At 61.1% G+C, this 21,492-nt stretch carries 15 protein-coding genes; 10 read left to right on the top strand and 5 right to left on the bottom strand.

Annotation, left to right across the window (positions count from 1 at the left end):
• The first annotated feature begins 321 nt into the window (after positions 1-321).
• The 7 genes from BK665_RS18445 to BK665_RS18415 all read left to right on the top strand — a co-directional run bounded on the left by BK665_RS18445 (position 322) and on the right by BK665_RS18415 (position 14,722).
• Positions 322-1,152 (top strand): helix-turn-helix transcriptional regulator, encoded by an 831-nt coding sequence (locus tag BK665_RS18445; protein WP_123407944.1) that lies wholly within the window; start codon positions 322-324, stop codon positions 1,150-1,152.
• 49 nt (positions 1,153-1,201) lie between these two features.
• Entirely contained in the window at positions 1,202-2,620 is a 1,419-nt protein-coding gene (adeC, locus tag BK665_RS18440) for an AdeC/AdeK/OprM family multidrug efflux complex outer membrane factor (protein WP_123407942.1), read from the top strand.
• A gap of 11 nt (positions 2,621-2,631) precedes the next feature.
• Entirely contained in the window at positions 2,632-2,817 is a 186-nt protein-coding gene (locus tag BK665_RS18435; RefSeq protein WP_123408424.1) for a hypothetical protein, read from the top strand.
• A 37-nt stretch (positions 2,818-2,854) separates the two neighbouring features.
• Entirely contained in the window at positions 2,855-4,123 is a 1,269-nt protein-coding gene (locus BK665_RS18430) for a glycosyltransferase (protein ID WP_123407940.1), read from the top strand.
• Positions 4,124-4,256: 133 nt separating this feature from the next.
• The gene (locus tag BK665_RS18425) at positions 4,257-11,495 is read left to right on the top strand and encodes a non-ribosomal peptide synthetase (RefSeq protein ID WP_123407938.1); all 7,239 of its coding nucleotides are present in this window, start codon (positions 4,257-4,259) and stop codon (positions 11,493-11,495) included.
• A 61-nt stretch (positions 11,496-11,556) separates the two neighbouring features.
• Positions 11,557-12,717 (top strand): FAD-dependent monooxygenase, encoded by a 1,161-nt coding sequence (locus BK665_RS18420; RefSeq protein WP_123407936.1) that lies wholly within the window; start codon positions 11,557-11,559, stop codon positions 12,715-12,717.
• Positions 12,718-12,868: 151 nt separating this feature from the next.
• Positions 12,869-14,722: a DAHL domain-containing sensor histidine kinase gene (locus tag BK665_RS18415; RefSeq protein WP_123407934.1), complete on the top strand. Its 1,854-nt coding sequence runs from the start codon at positions 12,869-12,871 to the stop codon at positions 14,720-14,722.
• Between the two features lie 12 nt (positions 14,723-14,734).
• Here BK665_RS18415 and BK665_RS18410 read toward each other — a convergent pair whose 3' ends face one another.
• The 4 genes from BK665_RS18410 to BK665_RS18395 form a co-directional block, all read right to left on the bottom strand.
• Positions 14,735-15,388 carry a peroxiredoxin gene (locus BK665_RS18410; RefSeq protein WP_123407932.1) on the bottom strand — a complete coding sequence of 218 codons (654 nt, stop codon included), beginning with the start codon at positions 15,386-15,388 and terminating at the stop codon, positions 14,735-14,737.
• 91 nt (positions 15,389-15,479) lie between these two features.
• Positions 15,480-16,319, bottom strand: a complete 840-nt coding sequence (gene nadE, locus BK665_RS18405) for an NAD(+) synthase (protein WP_123407930.1) — start codon at positions 16,317-16,319, stop codon at positions 15,480-15,482.
• 1 nt (position 16,320) lies between these two features.
• Positions 16,321-17,550 (bottom strand): nicotinate phosphoribosyltransferase, encoded by a 1,230-nt coding sequence (pncB, locus tag BK665_RS18400; RefSeq protein ID WP_123407928.1) that lies wholly within the window; start codon positions 17,548-17,550, stop codon positions 16,321-16,323.
• Between the two features lie 10 nt (positions 17,551-17,560).
• Positions 17,561-18,208, bottom strand: coding sequence for a nicotinamidase (locus BK665_RS18395; protein WP_123407926.1), 648 nt, complete (start codon positions 18,206-18,208; stop codon positions 17,561-17,563).
• A gap of 178 nt (positions 18,209-18,386) precedes the next feature.
• Between BK665_RS18395 and BK665_RS18390 the strand changes: the two genes are divergently transcribed.
• Together BK665_RS18390 and BK665_RS18385 are read left to right on the top strand one after the other, a co-directional pair.
• Entirely contained in the window at positions 18,387-18,932 is a 546-nt protein-coding gene (locus BK665_RS18390) for an adenylyltransferase/cytidyltransferase family protein (protein WP_123407924.1), read from the top strand.
• Position 18,933: 1 nt separating this feature from the next.
• Positions 18,934-19,641 carry an NUDIX hydrolase gene (locus BK665_RS18385; protein ID WP_123407922.1) on the top strand — a complete coding sequence of 236 codons (708 nt, stop codon included), beginning with the start codon at positions 18,934-18,936 and terminating at the stop codon, positions 19,639-19,641.
• Here BK665_RS18385 and BK665_RS18380 read toward each other — a convergent pair whose 3' ends face one another.
• Positions 19,642-20,604, bottom strand: coding sequence for a GlxA family transcriptional regulator (locus BK665_RS18380; RefSeq protein WP_123407920.1), 963 nt, complete (start codon positions 20,602-20,604; stop codon positions 19,642-19,644).
• 115 nt (positions 20,605-20,719) lie between these two features.
• On the opposite strand from BK665_RS18380, the gene BK665_RS18375 reads away from it, so the two are divergent.
• Complete coding sequence (locus tag BK665_RS18375; RefSeq protein WP_123407917.1) at positions 20,720-21,457, top strand: SDR family NAD(P)-dependent oxidoreductase; 738 nt, start codon at positions 20,720-20,722, stop codon at positions 21,455-21,457.
• Positions 21,458-21,492 lie beyond the last annotated feature (35 nt).

Raw genomic sequence — 21,492 nt, 5'->3', positions numbered from 1 at the left:
CCGCAGCCTTGCGAACTCTAAAAAAGGTTCTACCTTTCAAATGCTTATACCGCTGACAAACGCTAGTTTCGAACAAATGTTTCCCTCGGCACGGAGGCCGATATCCATGGTTATTGACGCCAATTTTGTGACATGCCTGTCCCTGTATCCCCCTACATACACCTATAAACGTGTAGGTTTTAATAATTCACCCACGCTGAATCGATTTAGTCGTGCACTAAATCAATGAAGCGCGACGGTGGAAATTTGACATGGGGGCAGGGTTATTTTCGGCCGGGCGGTCGGAAACCAGGTCAGCCAGCGATTTTGGTATGCAGGCTTATGAATCGAATCAGTAGCGTACGAAATATAGAGAATCCGCATATCTATTTCGAACTAGGGAAACTGATTTCAAGCGTAGGACATGATCACTTCGTCACGAATATGCACCAACTGATAGGGACATCAGTTTCCATCAGCCTGGTCGAACTCAGCGAATGGACCACAGACGATAGCCAGGGAAGCGTCATCGACATCCAGTCCCTTGGCAATGCAGGCCTCCCCGAGGACCTGACGTCTCCCCCCCTGCCTTGTTCCGTGACTCCCCGGCAACGAGACGAACATCCCCTCATGAAGAGCATTCTTGAGGTGGAAGACTCCATCCTGATCCACATGAACGCACCGATGATGGACGCCAAAGGGTATCAACTCAGCAGCGTGTCCCATCAATGCAGCCTGGTGTCCGGCAAGGGCAATCGGCGCTGCGTGATCTCGTTGCACCGGCCATTGGCGGAGCGCGACTTTTCCCTGAGCGAATTGTCGTTCCTGAAAAACCTCTCGGAAACCCTGTTGCCGCTGGTTGAGCGGCATGCGCGGATCAGTCGTCAGGTCAACGTGCGCAAGGCTGGCACGCCAATGGCTCGGCCGGTGGTGGCCTTCGAGCAAACCCCGCTGCAACGGGATTTCAACGAACGGCTGACGCTGTGTGACGTGGCGCTGTCGGCGCGGGAAAAAGAGGTGTGCCTGGGGCTGTTGACCGGTGGCACCGTGCCCGAAATGGCCGAGAAACTCTGCGTCAAGAACAGCTCCGTCGAAACCTACCTCAAGCGCGCCGCCGCCAAACTCGGCGTCAGCGGTCGGCACGGGCTGGCCAAATGGATGATCGGGGCCTAGAGCCCCTATTCCCCTCTGCGCGGTAAATCCCCAACGATGAGGCTGGTCAATGAGCAAGTCCCCGATGTCCCTGGCGGCCGTTGCGTTTGTTCTCGGCGGTTGTTCGCTAATACCTGATTACCAACGGCCAGCCGCACCGGTGGCCCAGCAATACCCGCAAAGCCCTGCCTATGCACCGGCCCAGGCCGACAATGGCGCAGCGGAGCAAGGCTGGCGCGATCAGTTTCGTGATCCGGCGTTGCAGCAGTTGATCCAGAGCGCCTTGAGCAACAACCGCGACCTGCGGGTGGCGGCGTTGAATGTCGAGGCGTATCGCGCGCAATACCAGATCCAGCGCGCCGACCTGTACCCGGCGGTTTCGGCCAGCGGCTCCGGCACGCGCCAGCGCACACCCGCCAAGCTGTCGCCCACCGGTGAGGCCGTCACCAGCGGTTCCTACTCGGCCGGCCTGGGCATCAGCGCTTATGAACTGGACTTGTTCGGGCGCATCCGCAGCCTGAGCGAGGAAGCGATGCAGGTGTACCTGTCCAGCGAAGAAGCCCGGCGCAGTACCCAGCTCAGCCTGGTGGCCAATGTGGCCACGGCCTACCTGACCTGGCGTGCCGACCAAGAACTGTTAGTGCTGACCCAGGACACCCTCAAGTCCTATGAAGAAAGCCTGCGCCTGACCACCCGCAGCAATACGGTGGGCGTGGCGTCGGCGCTGGATGTCAGCCAGGCACGGACCACCGTCGAAGGGGCCCGGGCCAATCTGGCGAAGTTCCAGCGGCAAGTGGCGCAGGACCTGAACGGCTTGACGCTGTTGGTCGGAACCTCGGTGCCGGACAACCTGCCCGGCCAGCCACTGAACTCCGACCTGCTCAGCGAAGTACCGGCCGGGTTGCCATCGGACTTGCTGCAACGGCGTCCCGACATTCTGCAAGCGGAGTACCTGCTCAAGTCCGCCAACGCCGACATCGGCGCTGCCCGGGCTGCGTTCTTCCCCAGCATCACCCTGACGGCGAACGCCGGCACCTCCAGCTCGCAACTGTCCGGGCTGTTCAAGGGTGGCTCCGGCACCTGGCTGTTCCAGCCGCAAATCAACTTGCCGATTTTCAACGCCGGCAGTCTGCGGGCCAGCCTGGACTATTCGAAAATCCAGAAAGACATCCGGGTTTCGCAATACGAGAAATCCATCCAGTCTGCTTTCCAGGAAGTCTCCGACGGCCTGGCGGCGCGCAAGACCTACAGCGAACAACTGACCGCGCAGCGCGATCTGGTGCAGGCCAACCAGGATTACTACCGGTTGGCCGAGCGTCGTTATCGCATCGGCGTCGACAACAACCTGACCTTTCTAGACGCGCAACGCTCCCTGTTCAGCAGCCAGCAAACGTTGATCACCGACCGCCTCGCACAACTGACCTCCGAGGTCGGGCTGTACAAGGCGCTGGGTGGTGGCTGGGCCGAACGATTGAATGTTGCATTGTGAGGGCAATGAAAATGAACACATTCGAACCCGGTGAATACGTGCGCCTGCGGGCGGGCGGCAGGAAGATGATTGTCAAACACCCCTCTTTCACCTCGGACCTGCCGGGCACGCCACTGGTGCCCTGCGAATACCGCGAGAAAAAACGCACGGTGCTGGGCTTCTATTCGGCCCGGGATTTGATCGTCGCCCCGGCCTAGGCCTCCACCGCAAGATCACTCGACAGGAAGGATTCTTATGCATGTGATCATTACGGCCATCGGCTCCGCCGGTGACGTCCACCCCTTTGTCGGTATCGGCCGCGCCCTCGCCGCCCGTGGCCACCGCGTGACCTTTTGCGCCAGCGCCGCCTTCGCGCCGTTGATCGAGCGCTGTGGCTTCACCTTTTTGCCCTTGGGCACCGCCGAGGAATATGACGCGGTGATGGCTGATCCGGCGTTGTGGCGTACCCGAACATCGCTGCCGACCTTATGGAAAACCGTCTCCAGCACCCTGCGCGAGCAGTACGAACTGCTGGAAGGCGCGCTTGACGACGACACCGTGATGCTCGGTTCCCTGTGGGCGTTTTCGGCCCGTTTGCTCCAGGAAAAACACGGCGTCCCGCTGATCACCGCGCAAGTCTCGCCATTCGGTTTCTGGTCGGCCGCCTCGCCCTCGGTGCATCCGCCGGGCACCAACCTGCCGAGCTTTGTGCCCCTGCCGGTGAAACGCCTGGTGCTGCGGCTGGTCGAGCGAACCTTCCTCGACGGGCTGATGAAACCGGAACTCAATCGCTTCCGCAAAGAGCTGGGCCTGCCACCGACCAAGCGAATCATCAGCGAATGGATTTGCTCGCCCGATGGGGTCTTGGGCTTGTTCCCTGAGTGGTTCGCCAAGGTCGAAGCGGATTGGCCGGCCCGTACCGTGTTGACCGGTTTTCCATTGTTCGATGAGTCCGGTTTCCAGCCGCCCGACAGCGAATTGGACGATTTCCTGAGCGAGGAAGCCCCGGTGGTGTTTACCCCGGGCTCGACCCAGGTCAATGGCGCCGAGTATTTCGCCGCCGCCGTTTCAGCGTTGAAAGCGGTCAATCGTCGCGGGGTGTTCCTGACCCGGCAACCGGTGGACCCGGCCATGGCCGCCGCCGGCCAGATTCTGGTGCGCCGCTACGTGCCCATGAGCCGCATCCTCACCAATACCGCCGCCCTGGTGCACCACGGTGGCGTCGGCACAACCGCGTTGGCGATGGCCGCCGGCGTACCGCAAGTGGCCACACCTTTTGCCCATGACCAGTTCGACAATGCGGCGCGCATGGAGCGCTTGGGTTGCGGCGTGAGCCTGTCGCCTCCGGCCTCGGCCGAAGCGCTGGCCAAGGCCCTGGACACGGTGCTGACCAGCCCTGAAGTAAAGGCCAATTGCGCTCGTTATCGCGGCCTGATTCCCAGCGGCGAAAGCGCCAGTGAAGCGGCCGCCCTGCAAGTCGAAGCACTGGCACTGGCGCGCGCGAAGACGTACCGCGTCGCGTAAACGGGTTATTCCAGACCTGCCTTAATCGCTGATCCCAGCAACGGACTTCTGACCTCCGTTGCTTCGCCACGCCTGCGCGAAGCCCGGTCGTCACGCTTTTCATCAGTTTTGGGCCAGGCCCACGGAGAACTTCATGACTCAGGCCAAGCCCGATTCAAGTGACCTGCTTTACCCGCTGACGACCCCGCAATTGGATATCTGGCTGGATCAGCGGCTGCACGAAGACTCGCCGCTGTACAACATCGGCGGTTACGCACGGATCAACGGCGCGGTGGATGCCGTCCGGATGCAGCACGCCATCGATCAGGTGGTCAGCCGCCACGATGCCCTGCGCATTCAACTGGTGCCCGGCTCGGTGGAGCATCCCCTGCCGCGCCAGCGCTTTTTGGCGTCGGTGAGCACCACGTATTCCTTGATCGATGTCTCCGGGCAGGCTGATCCCGAGGCTGCCGCCCTGACGTTGCTAAAAGAAAACCTGCAAACGCCGTTCTCCTTTGACGAGGGTTTGCTGTACCGCACTGAACTGCTGAAGGTGCGGGACGACCTCTATTACTTCTTCTTCAATTGCCATCACCTGATCGTCGATGGCTGGTCCTTCGCCATGATCGGCAAGGCCATCAGCGAGGCCTACTCCGCCGCGCAACCGATGCTGCCGGCGCCGAGTTATCAGGCCTATCTGTCCCAACAGAGCAGCGACAAAGCCTCGACGGCGTTCCAGCGTCAGCGCCAATACTGGCTGGAGAAATACCGCACGCTGCCCGAGCCGTTGCTGGCGCCGCGCCCGGACAGCCGCGTCGGGCAACACCTGGCGCCAAGCCAGAACCACACCTGGCGCCTGCCTCGCGGGCTCTACAATCGCCTCGGCGAATTGGCCAAGGCCAGCGGCCAGGGCTCGATTTTCCATGTGATGCTCGGTGCGCTGTACAGCTACTTTGCCCGGGTGGCCCAACGCGACGAGATCGTCATCGGCCTGCCGATCCTCAACCGCGCCAACGCCGCGCACAAGGCCACGGTCGGTTTGTTCGTCGGCATGAGCCCGGTGCGCCTGAGCCTGGGCACGGACCTGACGTTCAGCGAGTTGGTCGGCAAGATTGCCTTGACCCTGAAGCAGGACTACCGCTACCAGCGTTATCCGCTGAGCGAATTGAACCGTGAACTCGGCTTGCAGAACCTTGGCCGCTGGCAGTTGTTCGACCTGGTGGTGTCCTTCGAGCAGGACCAGGACACGTGGTACGACGGCACCCTCGCGCACCCGGTCAAACTGAGCAACGGCTACGAACAGAATCCCCTGGCCATGCACGTGCGCGAGGCCGGGCCGGAGGATGATGTGTGGATGCATTTCATCTACAACGAGGCGTATTTCGATGCCACGCAGATCGAGGCGTTGCAACAGCGTTTCATGAGCATCCTGCACAGTGTGGTGGCTGATTTTGATGTATCGGTGAGCGCCCTTGAGCTGATGCCCGACACGGAACGGGAGGTATTGGCTGGGTGGAATCGCACTGAGGTCGACTACCCGAAAACGCCACTGCTGCATGAGTTGATCGAAGCTCAGGTCACCGCTCGCCCGGAGGCGATTGCCGTGCGTTTCGAGCAGCAATCACTGACCTATGACGCACTGAATCGCCAGGCCAATCAACTGGCCCATGCCCTGCTGCAAACCGGCATTCGCCCGGACGACCGCGTGGCCATTTGCGTGGAGCGCAGCCTGGAGATGGTCGTCGGTCTGCTGGGTATTCTGAAAGCAGGCGCTGCCTATGTGCCGCTGGACCCCGGCTACCCGGCCGACCGCTTGAGCCACATGCTCAGCGACAGCGCCCCCGCGGCGCTGCTCACCACTCGCACCCTGCTGGCCGGCCTGCCCGCTGTGACGGTGCCGGTGTTGTGCCTGGACACCGACCAGGAACACCTGGCCCGGCAACCGCTGGACAACCCGACCGTCGAATTGACGCCGCAACACCTCGCCTACGTGATCTACACCTCCGGTTCCACGGGCCTGCCCAAAGGCGTGATGAACCAGCATGACGGCGTGGTGAACCGTTTGCTCTGGGCTCGCGATGTCTATGGCGTCGATGAGCACAGCGTGGTCCTGCAAAAGACTCCGTTCAGTTTCGACGTGTCGGTCTGGGAGTTTTTCCTGCCATTGCTCAGCGGCGCGCAACTGGTGGTCGCCGCTCCCGGTGGGCATCAGGACCCGGCGTATCTGATGGACACCATGGCCAGCGCCGGCATTACGTTGCTGCACTTCGTGCCGTCGATGTTGCAGGTGTTCCTCGATCAGGTTGAACCGCAACGCTTGCCGGCGCTCAAGCAAGTGCTGTGCAGTGGCGAAGCGTTGCCCTATGCCTTGCAGGAACGCTTTTTCGAACGCCTGCCGACCGTGCAATTGCACAACCTCTATGGCCCGACCGAAGCGGCGATTGACGTCACCGCGTGGCATTGCCGGCCCGACGTACACAACGGCATCGTGCCGATTGGTCACCCCATCGCCAATACGCAGATGCATGTGCTCGACGCCAACCTGCAACCGCTGCCGCCAGGCATTGCCGGCGAGCTGCATATCGGCGGCATCGGCGTCGCCCGGGGCTACTTCAATCGCCCGGAGCTGACGACCGAACGGTTTATCCGCGATCCCTTCCAGGATGATCCCCAGGCGCGCCTATACAAGACCGGCGACCTGGGCCGTTGGCTGGCCGATGGCAGTCTCGAATACCTGGGCCGCAATGATTTCCAGGTGAAGATTCGTGGCCTGCGCATCGAGTTGGGCGAGATCGAATCGCGACTGGTGGCGTGTGCAGGCGTCAAGGAAGCCGTGGTGGTCGCCCGTCAACAGGCCGAAGGCGATGCCTGGCTGTGCGGCTATTTTGTCGGCGAACCGGGTGTTGAGCTGTCAGCGCAAACCTTGCAGGAAACCTTGCTTGAGCAAGTCCCTGACTACATGGTGCCCCGGCACCTGATCCAGCTTGAGCAATTCCCGCTGAACGCCAACGGCAAGCTCGACCGCAAGGCCCTGCCCGAACCCGATGAAGACTTGGGCCGCCGGGATACAACGGCGCCGCGCACCGCACTGGAACACTTGCTGGCCGACCTCTGGCGGGACAACCTCAAGCGTTCGGAACTGGGCATTCACGACAACTATTTCATGCTTGGCGGCGACTCCCTGAAGGTCATTCACTTGCAGGTCAAGGCCCGTGAACAAGGGATTGCCCTGACGCTGGCGCAGATTTACCGGCACCCGAGCATTGCGCAACTGGCCGAAAGCGTCGAGTCGCTGGGGGGCCTGTCGACCACCCTGCAACCCTTGGTGCAAGTGGCGCCTTTCGCCTTGGTGCCAGAGGCGATTCGCCTGGCCAGCGCCGGTTTGTACGATGACGTGTTTGCTGCCTCGCAGTTGCAAGTCGGGATGATCTACCACTCGATGATGCACCCGGAGTCGGCGATTTATCACGACATCTTCCGCTATCGCCTGCGCCTGAAATGGGACGCCGCGGTGTGGGACCGAGCGTGTCGCTGCCTGATTGAGCGGCATCCGGCGTTGCGCATGTCGTTCGATGTCGGCCACACCGAAGTGCCGATGGTGCGCGTGCATTCGCGGGTGGAATCGCCGTTGCAGTTCATCGTTTCCGCCAACCCGGCGGGTCGCGAGCAGGCGGTTGCCGACTACGTGGAAGAACGCAAACTTCACCGCGAAGACTGGCATCAGGCGCCGCTGTACCAGTTCGGCGTGTTTGTCGGGGCGGATGACATCGATCTTGTCTTCAGTTTCCACCACGCGATTCTCGACGGCTGGAGCGTTGCCACGCTGATGCGTGACCTGATCACGTTGTACACCTCCAATGCGCCATTGCCGGCCCTGACCACCACCCCCGCCGATTTTGTCATCCTCGAACAGGAAGCCATCGCCAACGAAACCCACCGTCAGTTCTGGCGCGACTACCTGCACGACGCCCCCGCCGCGTCCATGACCAGTTGGACCCACGCGGTGGCCCCGGACCCGACACCCCACCGCTCGGCCTACCGGGAAATGCCCGCCGCCGATGTGGCGCGGCTTGAAGCGTTCTGCCGCGCCCGGGACCTGCCCTTGCGTGCGGTGTTGCTGGCGGCCCATGGGTTTGCCCAGGCCATCGTCTCCAATCAGCAAGAAGTGCTGTGCGGCGTGATCAGCCATGGTCGCCCGGAATTTGCCGACAGCGCTCAGGTGCTGGGCTTGTTTCTCAACACCCTGCCCTTGCGCTTCAGCACCCTTGGCACCAATTGGCTGGATGTGATTCGCGGCTTGATGGACCAGGAGCAACAGGTGTTTGCCCATCGGCGCTACCCGTTCGCGCTGATCCACCGCGAAACCGATGTGGCGCTGAACGTGGTGTTCAACTACGTCGACTTCTACGTGCTCAACGATCTGCTGGCACCCGGCGAAGAAATCCTCACTGGTTGGGAAACCACCGAGGCCAGCAACTATGACTTGCTGACCACGGCGGGCCGGCATCCGTCCAACGGCTCGCTGATGTTGAAAACCGACTACCGCACCGCCCGGGTGGCCAGCAGCCAGGTCGAGGTCTATGCCGACTACATGCTGCGCACCCTGGAACTGATGATCGCCAACCCCGACGCACCGCCTCGCATCCCGGACTGGATGCCGCCCATTGAGCACACCGCGCCCGCCGCCCACGGCAACCTCTCGACCCTGTTGCTGGACAGCTTTGCCCGGCATGACCAGCAGGTCGCCGTGAGTTTCGGCCAGGCCCGACTGTCGTATCGACAACTGGCGGACCGCAGCGCCCAATTGGCGAACTGGCTGCACCAGCGCGGCATCGGTCCGGGGGATCGGGTGGCAATCATGATGCCCCGCTCGCCGGAGCTGATCATTGCCCTGTTGGGGGTGATCCAGGCCGGCGCCGCATACGTGCCGATTGACCTGAGCTACCCCCAGGATCGCATCCGCCTGATCCTCGAAGACTCCCAGCCGCGTTTGATCCTGTCTGCCGATGCCCCGACGAACCTGGTGGCGACCCTGGCCAGCCGGGTTGAGCGGCGGTACTGGGAGGCCGTGGTCGCCGAGTTCGACGCCAACCTGCCCCGTTGCCATGAGCGGGTCGCCTCGATAGCGGCCGGGATTGCCGGCGACGACAACGCCTATCTGCTGTTTACTTCCGGTTCCACCGGGCGGCCGAAAGGCGTGGCCATGCCCCATCAAGCCTTGAGCAATATGATCCGCTGGCAAATCCGCGAGCAGGAGGTCACGGGCATGCCGCTGAAGACCTTGCAGTACTCGCCGATTTCCTTCGATGTCTCGTTCCAGGAAATCTTCTCGACCCTGTCCAGCGGTGCCGAGCTGGTGATGATCGATGAAGGGCTGCGCTACGACTTCATCCGCCTGCTGAAATTTATCGGCGCCGAAGCGATCAATCGGCTGTTCCTGCCCTACGTCGCCTTTCAGGGCCTGGCCGAAGTCGCCCTGCAACTGAATATCCGCCCGGCGTCCCTGCGCCAGATCAACGTGGCGGGCGAGCAGTTGAAAATCACCGCTGAAATCCGCCACTTGATCGACAGCCTCGACGACTGCCGCGTGGAAAACCACTACGGCCCGACCGAGGCCCATGTGGTCACCAGCCTGCGCCTGGAAGGCTCCAGCGCTGAGTGGCCGAACATGCCGCCGATCGGCACGGCCATCGATGGCGTGCGCATGCATGTGCTCGACGCCACGGGCAAAGCCTGCCCGGTCGGGGTCAGCGGCGATTTGTTTATCGAAGGGTTGTGCCTGGCCAACGGTTACTGGAACCAACCGGACCTGACCGCCGAACGCTTTGTTTATCGCGAGCTGGAGGGTGAAAACCGGCGTTTGTACGAGACCGGCGACATCGGTTTCTACCTGCCTTGGGGCGACTTGATCTATCAAGGTCGCAGCGATGCCCAGGTGAAGATTCGCGGCTATCGCGTCGAATTGGGCGAGATCGAAGTCGCCATCCTCGGCTCCCCGCTGTTCGGCGCCGACATCCAGCAAGTGGCGGTGATCGACAAACTGGCGGCGGACGGCGGTCGTTATCTGGTGGGCTTTATCCAGGTGATGCCGGGGCGCGAACTGGACCTGGATCGGCTCAAGGCCGAGCTGCGCCTGACCTTGCCCGACTACATGCTGCCCAACGCTCTGGTCAGCATCGCCAAACTGCCTCTCGGGCCGACCGGCAAGATCGATCGCCAGCGCTTGCAGAAAGTCGATGTGCAAACCACGTTGCTGCGCCCGTTTACCGCGCCGCGCAATACCTGGGAAGACTTGCTGCAAGCCTATTGGCAGGAAACCCTGGAACTGGACGACATCAGCGTCCACGACAATTTCTTCGAACTGGGCGGCAATTCGCTCAAGGCTGTGCGCTTGATCGCCATGCTCGCCAGGCACCAGGGCTGCGAGCCGTCGTTGTCGGACTTTATCCAGGCCCCGACCATCGCCGAATTTGCCCTGGTGTTGCAGCAGAATGAATCCGGCCAGGGGCAAACCGGTGTGCTGGTGGATTTCAAAAACGCCAAGCGTACGCCGACGCTGTTCCTGGTCCACCCCATCGGCGGGCATGTGTTGTGTTACGCGGCGCTGGCGCGGGTGCTCAAGGACCGGGTTCAGTTGTATGCCTTGCAAGCGCCGGGCAGTTGGGACAGTCGCCAGCCGTTGCAATCGGTGCAGGCCCAGGCCGCGCATTACGCCGATGCCATCGAGCAGGTCGCGCCCACCGGGCCGCTGAACATCGGCGGTTGGTCCTATGGCGGTGTGGTTGCCTATGAACTGGCCAGCGAATTGAAACGTCGTGGGCGGCGTCTGCACAACGTGTTCTTGCTCGACACCATCGTGCGGGTCAGTCAGGGCGAGGTGCAGATCGAGCGCAGCGAGTTCATGAACTGGTTCATGTGGGAACTGCTCAGCGGCGACGGGCAGAAGGACTACGCCTATGAAGCCCTGGACTTCTCGTCCATGAGCGACCCGCAAGCATTCGAAGCCATCAAACGGCACGGCATCGCCGAGGATGTTTTCGACGCCAGCATGACCCTGGCCACCCTGGATCAGTTGTACCGGGTGTTCCATGCCAACTGGCAATCGCTGCTGGACTACCGCTTCCCGCCCCTGGACTTGCCGCTGACATTGTTCGCCGCTGACGTCGAACTGCCAGATGTGCTGCAAGCCCCGCACGAACTGGTGGGCACGGCATTCCGCGACCCGTACCGAGGCTGGCGCACGGTGGCGCCACACGTGGAGCGCATCGCCGTGGAGGGTGATCACCTGACCATGATGCGCGAACCGCATATCCAAAGGGTCGGCGAGGTCATCAAGTCGCGGATTGACGCGGCGCGGGTCAGAAGCGCCGACACCGTGGCTGCATACGCATAGCCGTCACCGACGGTTTCAATTCAACGCCCGGTGACGCCGGGCTCGATACAGGTGAAACGGTATGACAGCAATCAAAAAAGCCATCGTGGCAGGCGCTGGCATCGGTGGCTTGACCACCGCCATCGCTTTGCAGCGAGCGGGTTGGCAAGTCGAGGTCTTCGAAGCGGCGCAAACCCTGCGCACCGGCGGCAGCGGTTTGTCGGTCATGGCCAACGCCATGGCGGCGCTGCATGCAATCAACGCCCATGGCCCGGTGGAACAGGCGGGCCAGGTGATCAAGCAGTTTTTCTTCAAGACCCAGAATGGTGAGCCCATCACCAGCATGCCCATCCATGCGATTGGCGAACAACTGGGCCATCCCAGCGTGAACATCCAGCGCCCGCTCCTGCTGCGCGCCCTGGCGCAACAGCTTGCCCCGGACAGCCTGACCACCGGGCTGCGCTGCGTGGGTTATACCCATCACGGGGAGGGTGTGCAGGTCTCGTTCGAGGACGGCAGCACCCGGCAGGCGGATCTGTTGATTGGCGCCGACGGCTTGAACTCGGTGATCCGCCAGCAGATGTTGGGCGAAACCCCCACACGCCCCAGCGGTTACATCGCCTGGCTGGCGGTCACGCCCTTCAGCCATCCGGTGATGAGCGAAGGCTATGTGGCGCATTACTGGGGACGCGGCAAGCGTTTCGGCCTGTGCGATGTCGGCGATGGCCAGGCCTATTGGTGGGGCACCTGCAATCATGCAAACGCGGCGGATGCGGCGTTGAGCATCAGCAAACAGGAAGTGCTCGACGCCTATCGCGGCTGGGCCCCGGAAGTGGTCGCCGCCATCGACGCCACGCCCGAAAGCGCCATTCTGAAAATGCACGCCCGGGACCGCGACCCCGTGGAGCAATTCTGTGACGGGCCAGTGGTGTTGCTGGGGGATGCGGCGCATCCGATGTTGCCGAGTCTCGGCCAGGGTGCGGCCCAGGCCATCGAAGATGCGGTGGTGCTGGCGCACTACCTGACGCAAACGTCTGATTTAAATGCTGCGTTGGCGCAATACCAGGCCTTCCGCCACCCACGGGCCAACGGCGTGGTCAAGGCTGCGCGGTTCATGAGTGGCATCGAACAGGCCGAATCGAAAGTGGCCTGCTGGCTGCGGGAATGGTATTTCCGCCTGACCCCGCAGAGCAGTTTTCGCAAAAAGAACCTCGACATCCTGTCGTTCAAACCCAGCGCCTGAAGTCGCCGGGTAATAAAAAGCCCCGATGCCTTTGCCAGGCCTCGGGGCTTTTGCACGTCTGCGCGAGCAGTTTCCCGGTGCAAGGACTAATCTGCGCATACGTTGCTATTTGCGTGATGGATATTTTTCCGGGTTCAGGGAGTAGAACATTATGCAAATCAGCAACAGTTACAAATGGACGGCCTTCGCCGCGATAGCCTTCACCACTTTTGCAGCGCTGATATTCCTGCTGTTCAAGTCCTACTCTTATGAAACATCGACTTATTTCGAATCCCGTGACTTTGTTCGTCAATTAAAGCAGTTGGATGCGAACTGGGGGGTGAAGATCCTGCGGGCCAAGATCGGCATCAACAGCAGTTTGTTGCTCGGTGCGCCCGTCGAGTCCGCCAGTCGCTGGGGTCAACTGGACAACCTGAACAACGCCGGCCCGCTGTCCAACCTGTGGAAAGATCGCCGCCAGGGTTATCTGAACGCGGTGCAAAACAAGACGCAATTAGTTGATCAATTCAAACAACACAATACGGTCCTGCGCGCCGCCCTTGATACGTTGCCCGATGTCGAAGACACCCTGCAAAACCTGCTGAAAGATCTCAACGGCACACAACCGCTGGAATACCTGACCCAATCGGCAAATATCCTCAACCTGACGTTGACCACCCTCGAATATGCGCTGTATGCCTCCAGCGACAATGCCAGGGAAATCGACGCGCAACTGGGCGTACTCGACCACTACGTCAACCAACTCCCCGCCGAGCGCCGCCAACCGTTCAATACGTTCGTCGCCAATGTAAACGCCATCGTTCACGAACAACCGATCGTCAACGACTTGCTCGACCGTATTAACGTCATTCCCGTCGCCCAGCAACTGGACAGCATTAATGAGTTGTTGAACGAAACCCAGCGCCGGACCGAAGCCCAGGACCGCCAATACCACATCTACCTGGCCATCTGCGCCAGCATCCTGGCGGTGCTGCTGGTGTACCTGGCGGCGCGTTTGATCCGCAGTTACACGCTGATCAACAAGATCAACGAAGAACTGCAAACGGCCAACGAACGGCTGGAACAACGGGTCGAGGAACGCACTCGGGAACTGATCGAAGCCGAGCGCGAACTGGTGGATGCCGCACGCATGGCCGGCATGGCGGAGATCGCGACCAATGTGTTGCACAACGTCGGCAATGTGCTGAACAGCGTCAACGTCTCTGCCGATGTCATCGCCCGACGCTTGTCCACCAGTAAAACCCTGGGCCTGGGCAAAGCGGTGAAGATGATCAACGATCACCCCCACGACCTGGGCCAATTCATGACCCACGATGAAAAAGGCAAGTTGCTGCCGCTCTACTTCAACCAATTGGTGGACTCCATCGCGGTCGAGCAATCGGGCATCGTCGAAGAGCTGACGCAACTGACCAAAAGCATCGACCACATAAAAGACATCGTTTCCACGCAACAGGCCTACGCCGGCGCCGCCCGGGTGGTCGAGCCGTTGAATGTGATCAACCTGTTCGAAGACGCGCTGCGCATGAACTCCGGGGCCTTGAGCCGCCACCACGTCACGGTGGTCAAGGATTACCAGCCAGTGCCGACCATCATCGGCGACAAGCACCGCTTGCTGCTGATCCTGATCAACCTGATCAGCAACGCCAAATACGCGATGTCCACGGTCACCGAACAGCAGCGGGAAATGACCCTGAGCGTCAGCCTCGCGGACGCTTCAACCTTGCGCTTCAGCGTCAAGGACCAGGGCGAAGGCATCGCCCCGGAGAACCTGTCGCGCATCTTCAATCACGGTTTCACCACCCGCAAGGAAGGCCACGGTTTCGGCCTGCACAGTTGCGCCCTCGCGGCGGTGGAAATGAACGGGCACCTGCATGTGCACAGCGATGGGCCGGAGCTGGGGGCGATTTTTACGTTGGAAATACCCCTGGAACTGGCAGACGACAGCGGCCAGCAAGCACCGGGAGACATACCCACGCGCCCGGTGCAGCCTGTTTCCAGCGTTTGATTGGCCAGCGGCCTACTTCGGCTGCGCCACCGTGCGCAGATAAGGTTTCACTGTCCGGAAACCATCCGGGTACTTCTTGCGCGCGTCTTCGTCGGAAACCGATGTCGGGATGATCACGTCTTCCCCCGGGCGCCAGTTCACCGGGGTGGCAACGGTGTGCTTGGCGTTGAGTTGCAGGGCATCGAGCAGGCGCAACACTTCATCGAAATTGCGCCCGGCGCTCATGGGGTAGATCAGCATCGCCTTGACCTTTTTGTCCGGGCCGATGATGAACACCGAGCGCACCGTGGCGTTGTCTGCCGCCGTCCGGGCGCCACCGCTGGCGTTGGGGTGGATCATGTCGTAGAGCTTGGCCACCACCAGGTTTTCGTCGCCGATCATCGGGTAATTGACGGCGTGGCCCTGGGTTTCTTCGATGTCCTTGGCCCAGCTTGCGTGATTGCTGACGGGGTCGACGCTGAGCCCGACCACCTTGGTGTTGCGCTTATCGAATTCGGGTTTGAGCCCGGCCATGTAGCCGAGTTCGGTGGTGCACACCGGGGTGAAGTCCTTGGGATGGGAAAACAGGATCGCCCACTTGTCGCCGATCCACTCGTGGAAATGGAGCGTGCCTTCGGTGCTTTCGACGGTAAAGTCCGGTGCCTCGTCGCCAATACGGATTGCCATGTTCGTTCTCCTTACTGTGAGTTCGCAGGGAAGCTCAACGGCGTTCAGGAACTGCGTTGAACCGGTCAGCGCGAAACAGTATAGAAGAGCTTCAAGACTTGGCCGTGACCGGCACCCGAGGCAGTGCTCGCTTGTGCGCGGTTTTAAGGTAGGCGCTTTCAATAATCTGCCGGGCCTGGGGCGATACGGTTTCGCCCATCAGGTAGGCGTCGATCTGCGCGTAAGTGCAGCCATAGGCCGCTTCATCCAGTTTGCCCGGTGCGAGGTCTTCCAGGTCTGCCGTCGGCGCCTTGCGCACCAGGTGCTGCGGCGCGCCCAAACCATCGGCCAGCAGGCGAACTTGAGTTTTGGTCAGGCCCGACAATGGCGCCAGGTCGCACGCCCCATCGCCGAATTTGGTGAAGAACCCCATCAAGGCTTCCGCGCCGTGATCGGTGCCGACCACCAGGCCGTTGCTGAAGTTGGCGATGGCGTATTGCGCCAGCATGCGCGCCCGGGCCTTGACGTTGCCTTTGGCGAAATCCACCAATTCCGCCGAGGGCTGCAAGCCGTCGATGGCAATGCTGGCCATCAGTCCGTCGACGCAGGCGGCGATGTTGCTGGTGGTGATCACATCAGGACGGATGAAGTCCAGGGAAGCCTGGGCGTCGCGCTCATCGGCCTGGGTTTTATACGGCAGGCGCACCGCGATGAAGCGTGCGTCGTAGTCGTCGTCACGCAGTTGTTCCACCGCCAACTGGCACAAGCGGCCAGCCGTGAGAGAGTCGACGCCGCCGCTGATGCCAAGCACCAGCGCCTTGCAACCGGAATCTCGCAGCACCTGTTTGATGAACTCGACGCGCCGGGCGATTTCAGCGGTCTCGCCACCCTGTACGAGTTGACGGTTGATCCCCAGTTCCCGGGCGATGCTGGTTTGGGTTTGTGTGGTCATATCAGGCTCCCAGTTGCGGATTGATCAGGGTGACGTTGAACACTTGCGCGGCGTAGCGCAGGAACGACACGTCTTCGCAGACATTCTTGATCGGGTCGTCGGAGAACTTCACCACCGGCTCGCCGTGGACCCGCACCAGTTTCATGACGATGCTTAACGGCTCGACGCCCTCCACATCACAGGCCAGGCTGGTGCCCATACCAAACCCGAATTTGGCCTTGCCGCGAACGTGGCGCAGGATCGGCAGGCATTTTTCGAAGTTCAGGCCATCGGAGAACATCAGGTCCTTGGTCATCGGGTTGATGCCCAGCGCCTTGTAGCGCGCCAGCACCTTGTCAGCCCAGACGATCGGGTCACCGGAGTCCTGGCGCAGACCGTCGTAGAGCTTGGCGAAGTACAGGTCGAAGTCTTTGAGGAAAAAATCGGTGCTGATGCAATCGGTCAGCGCGATGCCCAAGCGCCCACGGTACTCGTGCACCCAGTTCTCCAGCGCGGCGTTCTGGCTCTCGCGCAACCGCCCGAGTTGCTGGTGCACCATCAGCCATTGGTGGGCCATGGTGCCGATCAGCGGCAAGTCGAATTCATAGGCTAGGTGCGCGTTGCTGGTGCCGACAAACACGCCGGGGAAATCACTGCGCATCACATTCACCACTTCGCGTTGAGCCCGGAACGACAGGCGCCGGCGGGTGGAGAAGTCCGAGACACGCAGCTCGGCGAGTTCTTCACGGCTGGCGTTTTTCTCCAGCCATTCGAACTTGCGATACAGCTGGCGCGTGACATCGGCCAGCTCGACTTCAGGGTATTTCTCGCGGTTGCGCAATTCGCTGACCATCGCCAATACCGGTTGCTCGAACATGATGCAGTGCAGCATCGGGCCACGGACGCGGATGTTCAGTTGGCCGTCGATCTCCGAGACGTGGATGTAGCGCAGATTGAAGCGAAACAATCCGAGGAATTGCTCGAAGTCCGGGGTCAGGTACTCACGGAAACGCTTGTTGAACAAAAACCGCTGCTCACCTTCACGCAGTTGCAGGCCCGCGAGCTTCTCCAGCTCTTCGCGAATCTGCGGGATCAAGTGCCCGAGCCGCTCTTTGGAACGGACGATGAACTGGTATTCCACCTCGACGTTCGGGTGCTGGTGCAACACGGCTTGCATCATGGTGAAGGTGTAGTAGTCGGTGTCCAGAAGACTCTGGATCACGCCGTTGCCTGAATCGAATGCACTGTCCATGTTGATGTCCTTATGCGTTTGCCAGTTGGGCGGTTTCTGTGCGAGTCGCGGCAACCGCGATGCCCGCTTTTTGCATGTCTTTAATAGCCTGGGTAGCGCCCTCCTCGCTGATCGCCCGGCAGGCCGGGAGGTGAACGATCACTTTGAAGCCGGCGGCGGCCAGTTGCAGCGCGGTGGTCTTGACGCAGAAATCCAGGGCCAGGCCGCCGACGATGACTTGCTGCACATTGACGCTGCGCAGGTATTCGATGACGCCGGTGGAAAGCTTGCCGTGCAGGTCGTGGTAGCAGGCGCCATAGGGGTGAAGGTCCGGCTCGACGCCTTTCCAGATGAAATAGTCGTAGGCGTAAGGGGTCGGCAATTCGTCCAGCAGAGTGAAGCCTTCAGTGCCGGGGATGCAGTGGCTGACCCAGGTCAGGTCGGCGTGTTCGAGGCCGGTGGGCTGGAGCATCTGCGAGTGCTCGGCGACGACCCAAGGGGCTTTAGGTGAGTGAGCGTCCTTGCTGCCGACACGCAGGCTGGCGAGGGAGGCCATGAAGTTCAGCTCGCCGGCGATCTGGTCACCACCCGGGACGGGAAGTTCGTCTGGGCACAGCGGTGTGAAGCTCTTTTGGGCATCAACGTCGAAGGAAGCGGTTTTCACGATCGGGCTGTTCATGTCGGTCTCTCCTGTGCATGGATCAAAAGGTACACGTCATGTACTTTCGTGGCAAGCCTCTTTTTTTTCTCGTTCGCTGATCGCTCCAACGCAATGTGCTGTTGCGATCATCGGCGATTTCATCTGGAGAGAGTTTGGTGCTAAGGTACACGTCATGTACCAAACAGGAAGATCAGCCATGTTCGAAGTAGCCCTCTATGGCGGCGCTTTCAATCCGCCTCACGCCGGTCATGCCCAGGTGATGATCGAAGCGTCAGCCCAGGCCAGCCGTGTGCTGGTCGCCCCAAGCTTGCGGCATCCCTATGGCAAACGCATGGCCGATTACGAGCTGCGCCTGAAATGGCTGGAGTCGATCGTCGAACATGTACAGCCGTTATGCGGCGCTGACGTGCAAGCAAGTCGAATCGAACAGCAGGTAGCGCGCAACGTCGAAGGGCCGATCTACAGCTACACCCTCCTCGCCCACCTCGCCGAGAGCCTGGCCATCGACGGCAAACAGATTGCCCTGGTGGTGGGCCAGGATATTGCGCCGTTGCTGCCGACCTTCTATCGCGGCGCGCAATTGCTGGAGCGCTTTTCCATCCTCTGCGTGGCGGAAACCATCCACGTCCACAGCACGGCAATACGCGAACGGCTGGCCCTGGGCGAGCCGCTGCCCAGTCAATGGCTGGCGCCGGGCATGAACCCGGTAAACTACGATCACTACGTTGCCCACGGAAACTGACATGCCAGACCGCATCGCCCAACCCAATGCCTACCTGCACACCATCGACCTTTGCGTGTTGCGCTACTGCCGCCAGACCCAGGCCCTTGAAATCCTGCTGAATCGCCGGGAAGCCGAACCCTTTGCCGGCCACTGGGCGCTGCCCGGGATCGTGGTCAATGGCGGTGTCGAAGACCTGAGCCTGGGCGATGCCGTGGAGCGTTTGCGCCAGTCGAGCAAGGTCGGCATGCCCCTGGCGTGGATCGAGCAGGTCGGCACCGTCGGCGACGCCTTCCGCGATCCACGCTGCTGGTCATCCTCGACGTTTTACCTGGGCATTGTCAGCGACGAGGTGCCGCTGGCAGAACATCAGAAGTTTTTCCCACTCAAGGACGTGGCCAGCGCCTCGACCAAACTGCCGTTTGACCACAACAGCCTGGTGGCCGCCGTGCAGGAACGCCTGCTGTCGAAATCCCTCTACAGCAGCCTGCCGCTGATGTTCCTCGGCCACGAATTCAGCGCGCCGCAAGCGGTGACTATTTTCTCGCTGGTGCTGGAGCGTCCCGTGCTCAAGACCAGCATTCGCCAGCGCTTGATGAAAATGATCGAGGCTGGCCATTTGCAGGAAACCGGGCGCAAGAAGAGCGGCGACGGCGGGCGCCCGCAAGCCACCGTGGAAAATCTCAAACCGGCCAGCCTCTACCTGTTTGATCGAAGCTTTCTGGAGTGATCAGGCCCGGCCATTGGAAAACGCATTCCGATACGCCTGCGGGCTCGTACCGAGCACCCGTCGAAAGTGTTCCCGCAGGGAAGTGGGCGAACCGAACCCGGACTTCAACGCGACCTGTTCAACGGAGATTTGCGTGGTTTCCAGAATCCACTGCGCTCGCCTGACTCGCGCATGCAATAGCCATTGCAACGGGGTCACGCCGAATTGCTCGCGAAAGCGCCGGCTGAGGGTCCGGGTGCTGATCGAGGCTTTGTCGGCCATTTGCTCCAGGGTCAATGGCTGATCGAGCTCCTGTTCAATCCATCGCTGCAGCGGCTGCAAGCTTCCCGTCGATTCAAGGGGTTCATGCACGATGAACTGGGCCTGCCCGCCGGCCCGCTCCAGCGGCATCACCACCAGCCGAGCCGTATCCGCCGCCACCGCCGCACCATGGTCGTTCCTGATCATGTGCAGGCACAAATCGAAACCGGCACACGCCCCCGCCGAGGTCAGCACCTGGCCATTGTCGATAAACAGCACATTGGGATCGACAGCGATCGCGGGATATCGCGCAGCAAGCCCGGGCGCCGCCAGCCAATGGGTCGTTGCGCTGAGGCCATCGAGCAAACCACCGGCGGCGAGGATGAACGAACCGGTGCAAATGGACGCGATCCTTGCACCGGCGTCAGCCGCAGCCTTCAAGGCCTGCAACAGCACCTTGGGTATCGGCGCGGCGATATCGGCCAGGCCCGGCACAATGACCGTATCGGCGTTGATCAGCTCGTTCAAACCCCACTTTACCTGCAAGTCGAAATATTCGGTCTTGATCACCCGCGACGGCCCGCACACCCTCACTTCATAAGCACGCCGGTCGGCCCCCAGGCGCGTGCGCCCGAAGATTTCAATCGGCATAGTCAGGTCGGACGCGATCACGCCATGGAACGCGAGAATCGCAATTTTGTGGGGATTGGCTTGGGGCGGCATGGCGGCTCTTCCATTGGCTTGAATCCGTCGATGGTTGGCATTTTAGCCAATTGGCGCGATGACACAAGCTAGCCATACTCAAGCCCAGCCATTCAGAAACCCGGGCCATCTATTCATGAGTGAGAAAAAAACATTGCTACTGACCGGTGCGAGTCGCGGCATCGGCCACGCTACAGTCAAACACTTCAATGCAGCCGGTTGGCGTGTGTTCACCGCCTCGCGGCAAAGTTGGGGCAGTGAGTGTCCGTGGGCGGACGGGCAGGAGAATCACATTCACCTGGATCTGGAAGACATCGGCAGCCTCGACGCCAGCATTGCGCTGATCAAGGAGAAGATCGGCGACGGCAAGTTGCATGCCTTAGTCGACAACGCCGGGGTCAGCCCGAAAGGCCCTGATAGCGGTCGTTTGGGGGTGTTGGAAACCGATTACGCGACCTGGCTGCAGGTGTTCAATATCAACCTTTTTTCCACCGCCCTGCTCGCTCGCGGTTTGTTCGCGGAATTGAAAGCGGCCCAGGGCACGATCATCAACGTCACCTCGATTGCCGGCTCCCGGGTGCATCCTTTCGCTGGCGTTGCCTATGCCACGTCGAAAGCCGCACTGTCCGCCCTTACCCGCGAGATGGCGTATGACTACGGCCAGCATGGCATCCGGGTGAATGCGATCGCGCCGGGAGAAATTGCGACATCGATCCTCTCCCCTGGCACGGATGACATCGTGGCACGGGACATTCCCATGCACCGCCTCGGCAAGCCCGAAGAAGTGGCGTCACTGATTCATTTCCTCTGCACCAATGGCGCGTCCTACATCAACGGCGCAGAGATCCAGGTCAACGGCGGCCAGCACGTCTAGTTAAAACGGCACATCCCCCAAACTCTCCGCCCGGT

Origin of the sequence: Pseudomonas frederiksbergensis, from assembly GCF_003732665.1 — a bacterium.
Taxonomy (GTDB): domain Bacteria; phylum Pseudomonadota; class Gammaproteobacteria; order Pseudomonadales; family Pseudomonadaceae; genus Aquipseudomonas; species Aquipseudomonas frederiksbergensis_G.
Note: the sequence above shows the minus strand (reverse complement) of the source record. Positions and strands in the feature narration are given on the sequence as shown.

Bases quoted from the DNA above. Each gene is read 5' to 3' on its own strand.
- BK665_RS18425 (WP_123407938.1), top strand. From the start codon at position 4,257: ATGACTCAGGCCAAGCCCGATTCAAGTGACCTGCTTTACCCGCTGACG.
- BK665_RS18380 (WP_123407920.1), bottom strand. From the start codon at position 20,604: ATGCCGCCCCAAGCCAATCCCCACAAAATTGCGATTCTCGCGTTCCAT.
- BK665_RS18375 (WP_123407917.1), top strand. From the start codon at position 20,720: ATGAGTGAGAAAAAAACATTGCTACTGACCGGTGCGAGTCGCGGCATC.
- nadE (WP_123407930.1), bottom strand. From the start codon at position 16,319: ATGACCACACAAACCCAAACCAGCATCGCCCGGGAACTGGGGATCAAC.
- BK665_RS18415 (WP_123407934.1), top strand. From the start codon at position 12,869: ATGCAAATCAGCAACAGTTACAAATGGACGGCCTTCGCCGCGATAGCC.
- pncB (WP_123407928.1), bottom strand. From the start codon at position 17,550: ATGGACAGTGCATTCGATTCAGGCAACGGCGTGATCCAGAGTCTTCTG.
- BK665_RS18395 (WP_123407926.1), bottom strand. From the start codon at position 18,208: ATGAACAGCCCGATCGTGAAAACCGCTTCCTTCGACGTTGATGCCCAA.
- BK665_RS18445 (WP_123407944.1), top strand. From the start codon at position 322: ATGAATCGAATCAGTAGCGTACGAAATATAGAGAATCCGCATATCTAT.
- BK665_RS18390 (WP_123407924.1), top strand. From the start codon at position 18,387: ATGTTCGAAGTAGCCCTCTATGGCGGCGCTTTCAATCCGCCTCACGCC.
- BK665_RS18430 (WP_123407940.1), top strand. From the start codon at position 2,855: ATGCATGTGATCATTACGGCCATCGGCTCCGCCGGTGACGTCCACCCC.
- BK665_RS18410 (WP_123407932.1), bottom strand. From the start codon at position 15,388: ATGGCAATCCGTATTGGCGACGAGGCACCGGACTTTACCGTCGAAAGC.
- BK665_RS18435 (WP_123408424.1), top strand. From the start codon at position 2,632: ATGAACACATTCGAACCCGGTGAATACGTGCGCCTGCGGGCGGGCGGC.
- BK665_RS18420 (WP_123407936.1), top strand. From the start codon at position 11,557: ATGACAGCAATCAAAAAAGCCATCGTGGCAGGCGCTGGCATCGGTGGC.
- adeC (WP_123407942.1), top strand. From the start codon at position 1,202: ATGAGCAAGTCCCCGATGTCCCTGGCGGCCGTTGCGTTTGTTCTCGGC.
- BK665_RS18385 (WP_123407922.1), top strand. From the start codon at position 18,934: ATGCCAGACCGCATCGCCCAACCCAATGCCTACCTGCACACCATCGAC.